The organism is Roseibium sp. AWQ4_290, from assembly GCF_056160985.1.
This window is the reverse complement of sequence record NZ_JBSWYG010000019.1, coordinates 21251-33386: the sequence shown is the minus strand read 5'-3', so window position 1 is coordinate 33386 and position 12136 is coordinate 21251. Positions and strand designations below refer to the sequence as shown.

At 62.4% G+C, this 12136-nt stretch carries 10 protein-coding genes; 5 read left to right on the top strand and 5 right to left on the bottom strand.

Annotation, left to right across the window (positions count from 1 at the left end; all coding sequences use genetic code 11):
- The first annotated feature begins 7 nt into the window (after positions 1-7).
- The 4 genes from phnL (at position 8) to phnN (ending at position 3355) form a co-directional block, all read left to right on the top strand.
- Positions 8-712, top strand: coding sequence for a phosphonate C-P lyase system protein PhnL (phnL, locus tag ACXAH0_RS18615; RefSeq protein WP_475194051.1), 705 nt, complete (start codon positions 8-10; stop codon positions 710-712).
- Positions 713-802: 90 nt separating this feature from the next.
- Positions 803-1582, top strand: a complete 780-nt coding sequence (locus ACXAH0_RS18610; RefSeq protein WP_475194047.1) for a DUF1045 domain-containing protein — start codon at positions 803-805, stop codon at positions 1580-1582.
- Entirely contained in the window at positions 1579-2724 is a 1146-nt protein-coding gene (locus tag ACXAH0_RS18605; protein ID WP_475175826.1) for an alpha-D-ribose 1-methylphosphonate 5-triphosphate diphosphatase, read from the top strand. The genes ACXAH0_RS18610 and ACXAH0_RS18605 overlap by 4 nt, the downstream gene beginning before the upstream one ends.
- A complete protein-coding gene (phnN, locus tag ACXAH0_RS18600) occupies positions 2717-3355 on the top strand; it encodes a phosphonate metabolism protein/1,5-bisphosphokinase (PRPP-forming) PhnN (protein ID WP_475194041.1) in 639 nt (212 codons plus the stop codon). Before ACXAH0_RS18605 ends, phnN begins: the two co-directional genes overlap by 8 nt.
- A gap of 40 nt (positions 3356-3395) precedes the next feature.
- Here the strand turns inward: phnN and ACXAH0_RS18595 are convergent, their stop codons facing one another.
- Complete coding sequence (locus ACXAH0_RS18595) at positions 3396-4199, bottom strand: ChbG/HpnK family deacetylase (RefSeq protein WP_475194036.1); 804 nt, start codon at positions 4197-4199, stop codon at positions 3396-3398.
- Between the two features lie 158 nt (positions 4200-4357).
- Between ACXAH0_RS18595 and ACXAH0_RS18590 the strand changes: the two genes are divergently transcribed.
- The gene (locus ACXAH0_RS18590; RefSeq protein ID WP_475194033.1) at positions 4358-5200 is read left to right on the top strand and encodes a hypothetical protein; all 843 of its coding nucleotides are present in this window, start codon (positions 4358-4360) and stop codon (positions 5198-5200) included.
- A gap of 75 nt (positions 5201-5275) precedes the next feature.
- Here the strand turns inward: ACXAH0_RS18590 and ACXAH0_RS18585 are convergent, their stop codons facing one another.
- The 4 genes from ACXAH0_RS18585 to ACXAH0_RS18570 form a co-directional block, all read right to left on the bottom strand.
- Positions 5276-8176, bottom strand: coding sequence for an AsmA family protein (locus ACXAH0_RS18585; RefSeq protein ID WP_475194029.1), 2901 nt, complete (start codon positions 8174-8176; stop codon positions 5276-5278).
- A gap of 138 nt (positions 8177-8314) precedes the next feature.
- Positions 8315-9472, bottom strand: a complete 1158-nt coding sequence (locus ACXAH0_RS18580) for a DUF1513 domain-containing protein (protein WP_475194024.1) — start codon at positions 9470-9472, stop codon at positions 8315-8317.
- The gene (locus ACXAH0_RS18575) at positions 9453-10526 is read right to left on the bottom strand and encodes an imelysin family protein (RefSeq protein WP_475194019.1); all 1074 of its coding nucleotides are present in this window, start codon (positions 10524-10526) and stop codon (positions 9453-9455) included. Before ACXAH0_RS18575 ends, ACXAH0_RS18580 begins: the two co-directional genes overlap by 20 nt.
- The gene (locus tag ACXAH0_RS18570; RefSeq protein ID WP_475194013.1) at positions 10526-12055 is read right to left on the bottom strand and encodes a di-heme oxidoreductase family protein; all 1530 of its coding nucleotides are present in this window, start codon (positions 12053-12055) and stop codon (positions 10526-10528) included. Before ACXAH0_RS18570 ends, ACXAH0_RS18575 begins: the two co-directional genes overlap by 1 nt.
- Positions 12056-12136 lie beyond the last annotated feature (81 nt).

Sequence of the window (12136 nt, the reverse complement as noted above, 5' to 3'; positions counted from 1 at the left end):
TTATCAAATGCCTGTCCGTCTTTATCTCAACAATGTCGGCAAGACCTTCACCATGCATCTTCAGGGCGGCGCGGTCATTCCCGTGGTCAACAAGGTGGAGTTTTCCGTCAATGCCGGGGAATGTGTCGTACTTGGCGGCCCCTCCGGCGCCGGAAAAAGCTCCATCTTGAAGATGATTTACGGCAATTACCGCTGCGACCAGGGCCAGATCCTGGTCACCTGCGGCGACACCATCCTCAACATGGCCGACGCCGAACCCCGCGAGATTCTGAAGCTGCGCGAGGACACCATCGGCTATGTCAGCCAGTTCCTGCGCACCATTCCGCGCGTTTCCGCCGAGGACATTGTCGCCGAGCCCCTGATCTCACAAGGGGCAAGCGAGGCCGAGGCCCTGGAAACGGCCCGCGCGCTGCTGGCCCGGCTGAATGTTCCCGAGCGGCTGTGGACCCTGCCCCCCGCCACCTTCTCCGGCGGAGAGCAGCAGCGGGTGAACATTGCCCGGGGCTTCATCGCTTACTATCCCATCCTGCTTCTGGACGAGCCGACGGCCTCCCTCGATGCGGCCAACCGGGCCGTGGTGGTGCGGCTGGTGGAAGAAAAGAAAGAACAGGGCGTTGCCATGGTCGGCATTCTGCATGACCAGGATGTGCGCGAGGAAATTGCCGACCGGATCATTGACGTCTCCGCCTTCGCAGCGGAAACCGCCGCCTGAGGGACGACACACGGTTTGCTCTCTTCTCGCAAACACTTGCAGGCGGACGGAAACTGTCACAGAACAGTCACCGCCCGCCTTTAAAGCCTGATGGCTTTCCTTCGCACCGAGCTTGCTGGTTCCGACATGCGCTATGCCCTTTATTTCGCCGCCCCTGCGGATGATCCCCTCATGAAGCTGGGCGCCAGCTGGCTGGGGCGGGACCCGTTCACCGGCGCGCCCGTGCCCCAACCCGGGATCGACGGCCTGACCGCCTCCCGGCTTGCGGCCCTGACAGACAGCCCCCGCCGCTACGGCTTCCACGGCACCTTGAAGGCCCCGTTCCATTTGCGGGACGGCAAGAGCGAAGCGGACCTGATCACAGCCTGCCGGGCATTTGCTGCCGAAACCGCCCCTTTCCGGATTGACGGCCTGTCGGTCAACCGGCTCGGCAAGTTCGTGGCCCTGACCCCGGACCAGCCGGAGCCGGAACTGGCCGCCTTCGCCGCTCTCTGTGTCAAGGCTTTCGAAGCGTTCCGCGCGCCACTGGACGCAGCAGATCTGGAACGCAGGCGCAAGAGCGGCCTGTCTCAGATGCAGGACACCTATCTGACGGACTGGGGCTATCCCTATATTTTCGATGAGTTCCGCTTTCACATGACCTTGTCGAACAAGCTGGACGATCCGGCGGAGGCCGAGGCCTTTGCGGCCGCCGCCCGGCCCTATTTTGCCGCCGTCACCGGCACCCCCCGCGCCTGCACCACCTTCGCCCTTTATAGGGAACCGGAGCGCGGCGCGCCCTTCACCCTTCACACCCTGTTTGAGCTGACCGGCGCCACCCCCGCCGCAGATGCACAAGCGGCCCACCTGACCCGCAAGGAGATCCCATGAGCCAGCCACAGCCCCTCTTCAAAAACGCCAGGCTTGTTCTGGCCGACGAGGTGATTGACGGATCCTTGAGCGTGGACGGAACCGGCACCATCGCCGCCATTGACACTCCTTCGGACGCCCCCGGTCATGACTGCGAGGGCGACTATCTGCTGCCCGGACTGGTGGAATTGCACACGGACCACCTGGAAACCCACTATGCGCCGCGCCCGAAAGTGCGCTGGAACACGGTCTCCGCCGTTCAGGCCCATGATGCCCAGATCGCCTGCGCCGGTATCACCACCGTCTTCGATGCCCTGCGTGTGGGCATGGATGAGGATGCGGATCTTGGCTATGCCGACATGCGCGCCCTGGCCGATGCCATCGAGACCGGCCAGCGCGAACACCGGCTGCGCGCCGACCATTTCATCCACCTGCGCTGCGAAGTTTCGGCCCCTGATGTGCTCGACGCCTTCAAGGTGTTTGAGGACGATGACAGCATCCGGCTGATCTCCCTGATGGACCACACGCCCGGCCAGCGCCAGTTCGTCTCTCTGGACGCCTACAAGACCTACTATCAGGGCAAGAAGGGCTTTTCCGACGACGAGATCAACGCCTTCATCAAGCAGCGCCAGAAGCGGGCCAACGGCCTTGCCCCGGACAACCGCAAGAAACTGTCCGCCATTGCCCAGGAACGCGGCATCGCAATTGCCAGCCATGACGATGCCACAACGGACCATGTGGATGAGGCCTTAGCCCTGAAGACAAAAATCGCCGAATTCCCGACCACAGTGGAGGCGGCCAAGGCCTCCCATGAGGCCGGGATGGCGGTTTTGATGGGCGCACCCAATGTGGTGCGCGGCGGCTCCCATTCCGGCAATGTCTCGGCCAGAGAGTTGGCCGAAGCGGGCCATCTGGATGTGCTGTCCTCAGACTATGTGCCGGTGTCGCTGATCCAGGCGGCCTTCCAGCTGGCGGAGGAAATTGACGCCATCAGCCTGCCGGATGCGGTTGCCATGGTCACCGCCACTCCGGCCAAAGCCATCGGCCTGACCGACCGGGGCGTTCTCAGCCCGGGCCTGCGTGCCGACCTGATCCAGGTGAAGCTGGTGGGCAATGTGCCGATCGTGCGCGGGGTCTGGCGGGAAGGCCGCCGCGTTGCCTGAGGCAGCAGGCCCCTCCGGTACTGGCAAACTGGGGACTGGCAAACTGGATGCTGGCAAACTGGGGCCCGGCAGAATGGTGCTGGTGGTCGGCCCCAGCGGCGCGGGCAAGGACACGCTGATGTCCGCCCTGAAGGATCAGCTCGGCGGACGCGAGGATGTGCATTTTGCCCGCCGGGCCATCACCCGGCCCTGCGACCCTGCCGCCGAGGACCATGCCACCTTGACCCGGGCGGAGTTCGACATGCTCGTGGCCAGCGGCCGCGCCGCCCTTGCCTGGGAAGCCCATGGGCTCGGCTATGTCATTCCCAAAAGCTATGACGCCCGGATCTCCGCAGGCGATACGGTGATTGCCAATGGCTCGCGCCGGGTCCTGAAACAAGCCTCGGACAAATACCGGACCGCGCTGGTACTGCTGATCACCGCGCCAATTGCGGTTCTGGCGGACCGGCTCGCCGCGCGCGGCCGCGAAAGCCGCGAGGAAATTGAGCAGCGGCTGAAACGCGCCGATCTGGAACCAGACCCTTTTCCCGGCCTCATCCGGATTGAAAACACCGGCACAGTGGCGAAAGGCGTGGCCACCATGATGGCCGCCCTTGGCTATGACACCGGCTCCCCGGATGGCGGGGAATAAGCCGGTCTCAAAGCGGTGACAAGCAGAAGTTCCAACCGGTCTAAACAGCCTGAAGGTCCCTGTAGCTGATCAGTTCGATCTGGCGGTCTTCAATTGCCTGCAGCACGACCGGGTCGGTCAAGGTAGCCAGACAGGACACCCGGTCGTCGCGTACATCCTCATAACCTTCATGGCCCATGTCTGTCAGGTCCGGACTGTCTGCTGCAGGGTGATCAATGAAAATATAGGTTTGTCCGGGCTCCAAATGCGCCAGCCCCTCGGTAAAAGCAGTCACCCGTGCCTGCACTGTGCAGGGATGTTTCGGATATCCGGAAAAGCGCGGCAGGCCGTGAGCAAACGGATCCTCCATCAAACCATAGCGCTTGCAGAGATCCGCAACGGCTTGCCCCACCCGTTGATCGAAACTGGAAAACCCCGCCGCCATATGAGCACTGACATGGGAGGCTTGCGGAAACAGCCGCAGCCCCAGCTGGATCTGGGCATCCAGTTCGGCGGCACTCTCTTCCAGGCGCCAGTCACAGTCTTGCAGGCTGCGGCGCCCGTCCCCCGCTCTCGGGGTGAGCAAGGGAGGGAAGTGACCGGTCTCATCCACCAGGCTTTTGGAAGCCGTCAACGGCCGCCATTTGATCGCGTCCCATTCGCTCGTCAGGGTCAAATGAATGCCGATATCAATGTCCGGCTGCCTGGCAAACAGCTCTGCCGCGTGGGTGACCCAGCCACAGGGCATCATCACTTCCACGCTGCGCGCAATTCCCTCCGTTGACGCTGTCAGGCAGCCGAGATTGCACGCCCAGCAGGAGCCGGCATCGTCCGCCCGCACCAAAAGTCTGGTCTTCTGTGCCATGTCTTTCCGTCCTTTCTGCCTTCCAAACCAAATCCTAGCCCCGCCCCGTCTCCCCCGAAACCAATCACGGTGCAGGCGCTGACGAAATTTGAGTAGATCCACTCAAGCGGACCTTGCGGCTGCTTGTTACGGTCTTCCGACAGTGATGGAGGACACCTTTGGCCGAAGCCTTTTTCCTGCCCTATGAATATGTGGACCACCTAATCAATCCGGGGCTGCAGACCGGAGCTGGCCCCGTGGCGCTCAACCAGTACCTTTGCCAGACACGCTCCAATGGCGGCAATGACAGCGTGCACAGCTTTTTCAAGAATTTCCGCTGGATCAAGAACAAACACGGCATCACGCTAAACCAGCATGTGGGCGGCAGTGAACTCGATAAGGCCCTGAAGGGACAAGGCAATGACAAGACGTTTGTTGCGATCTGGAACTTCATGCTGACCAACAAGGAGCTTCTGGACAAGTGGACAGTGGAAGTGTGTGGCCGGGCCAACAAGGACGGCACCAAGGATGTACGCAGGACCGGAAAAATCAAACGGCTCTATTTTGACAAGATGTCGGACCGGGCAGCATTGCAGGAAATGGTCAAGGACCGCTTCTTCGGGATGGACTGCATCGGCTTCGTGCAGAACTTCATGATTTGGGTCGGCGAACAGGCCAAATACGAGAAAGCGGTTCCCGAGCTGTATCCGACCAGGATCTGCAAGATCAACATAGATGACGTTTCAGAAGTAAAGCCCCTGGACTTCATGATCTGGGACGGCCACGTCGCCCTTGTGGACTGGATCTGGTACAAAATTGACGACAAAGCCGTCATGATCGACATGTGCCAAAGTTCCAGCGGGGAAGCTCTTGGCCCTCAATGCAATCAATATGTCGTCTTGCGCCAGACCGGCGGCAAGGCCCAGAACGGCGGGCGGCAATTCACCATTTCATCTGGAACCCCGGCCCCACCCGTCCGCAAACTCTTCACAATCTGGCGGCGGGACGGGTTCTGGTACTAATACGTAGCGTAATTCCCGCGGCCGTCGGGAGAACGCAGAGGACAGAGACCGGGAGGCAGGGTCCCTCGCCGCCCCCTATTCCTCTGTCTTCTTTTTCTTGCCAAAGACCGAACCCAGCAGACCGGCGGGCAGGCCGAAGCCTTCTTCCACCGCCTGCAGCACCTCTTCGTCGTCGACCTCCCCGTCAATGACCTTCTGCACATCGATCTGGGTGCTGCCGCCCGTTGCGCGCTGAAGGGCCTCATTGGCCGTATCCACCAGCCCTTGCGGGACATCCTTGCCGCCCTGCAGGATGGACATCAGCTCGCCACCGGAGGATCTCAAGGTTTCATAGGCTTTTTTCGGGTCTTTCAGGATGCCGGCAATGTCCGGATAGATTTTCGGGTCCGCCCAGGGACCCTCAATCACGATTGGCACGCCGAGCCCGGCCATTTTCTTGTCTTCCCCCTTGCGCCGGGGCATGGGCGGCTGGCCTTCCAGGGTTGGGACAATCACCGGCTCTACCCGCCAGTTGAGGCTCTGCTGCGGCAGATCCGTCGTGCCCTTGCCACTCATGCGCAGCAAGGGCCCGGCCATTGCCAGATCCTCACTGGTGGCCAGGCCGTTTTCGATGTGGAATGAAGCGGACAGAGAATTGAAATCAGTCTTTTCAGCTGCGTTTTCCTGCCAGCCCAGCAGGGTTTCCACCGACAGCCCGCGCACCATTTTGGGAATGTTGACGCCCTTGACCGCGCCGTCGGTAAACTGGAAGCCCGCCGTGCCGTTCAGACCCTGAACGAGCGCCTGTTCCGAGCCCCCCCTGGACGTCACATCCAGGTCAATCTGCGCCTTGCCCTCGATCCAGTCAAACCCGGCCGCGTCACGCAAAAGCGGATAACTGTTCAAGCCGGACAGGTTGAAAGCCGCAGACAGTTCCGGCACCGCGGACGCGCCGTTGAGGGTAACAGCGCCCGTGCCCGCACCGTCATATAGGGAAAGCTTGTCAAGATTGGCGGTCAGAACGCCGTCCTGAATGGCCACGGAGAGCGCGCTTTCGCCGGTCTTGATCTTGTCCAGACGGATTTCCCGGGCCGTGACTTTGAAATCCGCATCAACGGCCTGTAGGCCCTTGAAGTCGATCGGCGCCGTGCTCCAGCCGCTTGTTCCTTGCGCAGCCCCGCTTGCAGACGCGCTCCCGGCTCCGCCGCCAGACCCGGACGCCGCAGAGCCCCCGGAAGACCCGCTTCCGCCCTGGTTGCCGCCGCCGCCAAGATACGGATCCAGCACCAATTCGCGCAGGGCCAGCCGGGCGGTCACTTTCGGCTTGCCGCCAAAGGCAATCCGGCCATTGGCCTCACCGCTGGTGCTGTCGAGCATGAACCGGGTTTCCTCAAAGGAAATCGCATCCGGCTGGACCTCGAAAATGCCGGAGGCCTTGAAGGCCTTCAAGCCGCCGCCTGCACCCAAAGGCTGGCCCATCCAGGCCATCAGCCCGCGCAGATCCGCCGTTTCCACGCTCACGGCCCCATCGATCTGCCCGGGCAGGGCCACCTGCCCGTTGAACCCGGCGCCAAACCGGTTGCTTTTAAGGGAAACAGAGACTGGCGCGGCCTCGCCGCCAAGCAATTTGGCGGAACTGACCTCGCCTTTCACGCTGAACGCTTCGCCGCGCCAGGCCAGGGCACCGCTTAAAGAGACGGGCTGGTCCAACCCTTTGAGCGCCACATCCAAAGCCAGATCCGTCAGCTCGTCCGCAGCTGGATCACCGACCGCCGAAGCCAGTCCCAACCCGCCGACCCGGCCTTGCGAAATGGCAAGAGACCCGTTCATATCGAGCCCGGCCAGCAACTCCGTCCCTGTCAGACCAGCGGTTTCAAAGGCCAGATCCGCCCCCAGCGTGCCGCTTGCGGGCAGGTCTTTGCCGGCCAGAAGCAACAGATCCTTGATGGACCCGTCTTTCAGAACCAGACGGCCGGACACTTCCGGCACCAGACCGGAGAGATCTGCATCCGCCGCCCCGCCTAGGGAAAGCTTGCCGAGCAGCACATGAAGATCCGCCAGAGACAGAACCGCTTCCGTTCCCGAGAGCTTGGCATCCAGGGAATAGGCCCCCGGGTCTGCGGCCAGATCCTGACCGGCCAGCGCCGCCAGCGCCTTCAGCGACGGACCCGTGGCGGTAATATCCAGCGCGGCCCGGGCCGGATGCAACCCGGCTTCCCCGCGTACGGTTGCCGTGTTGTCCCCGCTCGATACGGTCAGACTGACCGGCACCTGATCGCCGGCCGCAAGCCCCAGCGGGTTGGAAAGCTGGCCCTCTACGTCAACCGGAACCTCCTGCAAGCTAAAGCTTGAGGTCAGATCCACTTCGCCGCTGAGATCAGGCGCCGTCAGGCTCAGGTCCAGATTGCTGATGACAAGGGGAGCCTCCTGGCCGGGGGCCTTGTAGGTGAGCGTACCGCCGCTGATGTCCAGCCGGTCAACGCCGATGCTTTTCAGATAACTGCTGCTGGCGGCGGGCGTACCGGAGGGGGTTTGATCAGCGGTTTGCGGGGAAGTTCCGTCCTCCTCTGCGGGCAAGGCAGCGTCAGATCCCTCTTCAAGCCCCAGTTCGCGCCTGGGTTCCCAGCTGGTTGCCCCGCTTGGGCTCACTTCCAGATGAATGTCAGGCGCGTCCAGCCGGATGCCGGTGACGCGGATATTCCCGGAAATCAGTCCGCTCCAGGCCAGTCCGAATTCCATCCGCTCCGCTTTGGCAAACTCGATCCCGTCCGCGCCTGCTTCACCGGACACTCCGATATCCCGGGCGTCCAGCGTGAAACTGGGGAACAGGGACAGCGATACCGGCCCGTCCAGACGAACCCGCCAGCCCAGCCGCTTGTCGACTTCCGCGACCACCTGGCGCTTGATTTCGTCCTTGGGCAGGAAAAAGGGAACGACCAGAACGATCGTCACCAATACAATCACCAGACCACCAAGTCCGGCCAAAAGCCGTCTCATCTGAGCGTCTCCCTTAACGAATCGGCCACAATGTAGCCCAAACGGGTGCTGGAGCACACTGCCCTTTGTTTTTGGCAAAAGCGCGAAATTTTCAAAAACCGCAAGAGAGCGCTACGTCCACTCGCGGCATGCGGTCACTTATCCGATGCGCACCATGTGATTGTCCCAGGCGAATCCGGCCGGGCGGGACAGGATGTCGGCCGGTGTCTCCGGCTCACTCACCAGCGACAAGCCCCCGTTTCCATCGGAAATCAGGAAGTAGCCTTGCGCAGCCGGTGCCACACCGCAGCAATCGGCAATCGACTGGGCCCCGAGAAACGCCCCGGTTTGCGCATGCCAGAACAGGGTCTTGCCACCGCGCGGGGCGGAAGTGGCAACCACTTCGCCATCTGCACTGGCGGTAACCGAGCCGATGTAATTCTGAAGCGTTGCCGCTATCGCGTCCGGGATGCCGGTCAGCTGCACGCCCTCGTCCCGGGACACCACGGCAACCAGAGGCGGCGTCTGTGATTCCGAACCTTCAAACTGCCCCCCGACCCAGACGCGCCCGGCCCCGTCCAGCGCCATGTGCCGCAAAGACAGCTGATGCAGGGACGGGTCCAGCCGGTGCTCGGCCAGAAGGTCCCCGGTCTGCGCGTCAATGAAAACAACCGACGGGCGCATGGTGCCGAGATTGAGTTTTTCCCGCGCCCTGTCCGGATGGGTTTCAATGCCCCCATTGGCGACCACGAGGGTCCGCCCGTCCGGTGCCAGCGCCAGATCGTGGGGGCCGATGCCGAATGTGTCCAGTTCACCGATCCGTTTGGCAGTCCGGCCACTGACATCATAGACCCCCAGAACCCCTCTGGCGGCCTCAAAGTCGTTTTCGGCCGAATAAAGCAGCCGCCCGTCCGCCGAAAAACAGCCATGCCCGTAAAAATGGCGCCCGCCGGCAGCGGCGATCACATCCGGTGACGTGTTCTCTGAGGGCCTGATCACAAGCGCAAACGTGCCCGGCCTCCGGGCAAAGGCCACCAGGCGCTTGCGGTCCGGAGAGACCGCGACCCCATGGCCCCGCCCGGGCAGGCTGATCCTGGCCAGCACTTCGCCATAGTCATTCAAAAGGCCGATGCCATAGGTGCCATCGGACTGTTTATAGGCGCTGGCGAACAAAAGCGCGTCATCCCCCGCGCTTTTGTCCAGCAGGCTTTCTGACAGCGCGGAGCCGGAAAAGGCCGCAGATGCGGCCAGCCCGCCCAGGGCCGACAGGAAGCTGCGCCGGGAAAAGCCAAGCCGTTTAGTCACCGTCAAGGGCATTGAAGCCTCCTGCAAGATCCAGCGCGCCCGCCAGTTCCAGCGCCAACGTGTCCCGGACCGACTGGAGGGTGATTGCCAGCACCGACACCTGCTCATAGGCCTCGCCTTCCAGAAACGTCTTGCGCAGGGGAGGCTGCAGCTTGCCAAGCAGCGTCTGCGCATTGCCAAGTTCAAAGGACAGGGTGCCGAAGATCCATTTGAACTCATCGGGAGTCATGTCTTTCAACTCAAGGCTCGACACCGCATCGTGAATACCGCTGAGTTCGCCGGAGAGAAAGCGGATGCTGTTTCCGGAGCGGGAAAACGGAAACCGGCGCGGCTTGGCTTTGTCCCGGGAGGTGCCAAGCGCGGGAAGAATGTCCTGATCCCGGGCGATGATCAGGCCGGTCACGAGGCTGTTGAAGACAAACTCGATCGCCTCCTTGGACGTTCTGAACCTCTCATTGTCCGGCCCGGCGGACAAAAGCAGCGCGCTGTAGCCATCCGGGTCCGACCAGTCAAGCGAGACAGCCTGCGCAATCCCGGCGACATTTTCCGCAATCGCCAAGGCATAGGCACAGGTTTGGTCCTTGTGCTTGCCCTGCGCCCCAAGCACAGGAGCACCGGTCTTGGAAAAGGCCACAAGCTGGAATGCCGTCAGCCCCTGGAGGGCAACACTTTTGTCCTTCAGCGTGTCGGCTGTAATGGCTTCGGCCTCCCCGCTTGCATAGAATTTCCGGATCTGCCGCTGCGCCGTGCCGCGTGTATCGGGCATGAAGGCCAGCCGGTTAATGCGGTCATCTGTCAAAAGCGGACCGAAGCGCAAAAAATGAAGCCGGGAGAAATCCTCAACCGTGGCCGAAAAGCTCTGCGCCAGGTCCGTGGCCGTCGCCGCGTTGTGATCCTGACAGATGGCCGTGACCGCTGCAGGCAAGGAGGCCGCCGTTTCCGCAAAGCCTGAGGCTGCCGGGCGGACAAAGCCGGTAATGAGGCTCTCGAGCGGCGGGTTGAAATCCGCCGCCCCGGCGGGGACAGCCAGACTGGCGGCAACAGCCGCCAAAACAAAGAAACGCATCAAAGTGACTCCAGAAATCGGATCAGGGACTGGCGGTCTTCCGGAGACAGGTCTGCAACCGTGTCCCGGGCCTCTTGCGCCTCGCCCCCATGCCATAGAATAGCCTCCAGTAGACTGCGTGCCCTTCCGTCATGCAAGAACCGTGTGTGGCCATTCACCATTTCGGTAAGGCCAATGCCCCAGAGCGGCGGAGTGCGCCATTCCCGGCCACCCGCGTCCCCCACCGGGCGCTGATCGGCCAGCCCTTCGCCCATATCGTGCAGCAGCAGGTCCGAATAGGGCCAGATCAGCTGAAACCGATGGGCCGGATTGGCCGCCTCCCGGCTGGTCACGAATTTGGGATGATGACAGGCCGGGCATCCGGCCTCGTAAAAGATCTTCTTGCCCCGCAGAACCTGCGGGTCGCCTGCCTTGCGCCGCACCGGCACGGCAAGGTTCTCCGAATAGAAGGTCACCAGATCCATGACCGGGTCCGGTGCCTCCGAGACACCCAGATGGGCCTGTTCCCCATGGGGTAGCGTCCGGCACGCAGCCTGCGCCTCGGTGCAGTCGCCGTAATTGTCCGGCTTGTCCGGCGAACTGATGCCGATGTCGCCGGAAAAGGCCCCGGCGGTCTGCGCGCGGATGGTCGGGTTGGAGGCTTTCCAGCCGAACCGGCCAAGGGTCAGCTTCCCGGTTGCCGGATCGCGCACGGTGCTGACTTTGCCGGAAATGCCGTCGCCATCCAGATCCTGCGGATCGGCCAGCGCGCGAATGTCCGCCGGATGAACCGCCTGAAGCAGCCCAAGCCCGATCATCGGCGGGGCAACACGCGGTGACATCAACGTATCCGGATGCATCTCCCCGAAGCCAAGATCCCGCAGCCGGTAAACCGGTTTTTTCAAGACGGCACTGTCTTCGCCCTTCAGCGGGACTTCGATCTCTTCAAGCTCAATGTCGAACCGGCCTTCTCCTGAGAGGCCCGGAACGGCAAAGGTCTGCAGCTGGCTACCATAGGTGGGTTCGGGCACAAGCAGAATGTCTTTTGCCGCCAGGGCGTCCCACTGCGCCTGCGTTTGCGGCGGGATCGACAGGCGTAGAAACAGCGAGACCGCCTCGTCGCCCGGCAGGGGCGGACGGCCCCGGCCGTCCTTCAGATGGCACCCCTGACAGGAGCGGGCATTGAAGAGCGGTCCCAGCCCGTCCGACGCCAGGGTAGAAGACGGAGACGACGCCCAAAGCTTCTTGAACAGCCCGTTGCCGAGCTTGAAGGCGTGCTCTTCCTCGAAAGTCAGATTGTCATTGGAATGGGAAAAAGCATCCCGGTTCAGGCGCTTTTTCGACGTGCCGGCGCCGCCCTGCATGGGCTCGAACCGCTCCGGCTTGCTGAAATTCGTGGCGGGCTTCAAAACCGCCTGAACCTTGGCCTTGTCCTCGTCCGACAGATCATCCCTGTGGGAGACAAGGTCCCCTGCAAACGGGGCCGCGACACCAAAAAACAAAAACAGGCTGGCGCAGCACAACAGGCGCAGCCGGGGGCCCAGTGACATAAATCGCATCCTGATCTTTCTCCGCGCTCCCCAAACCGCGGAGGACCCGTCAGGCAGACCGGAGGCCGCCTGACGGGGGAT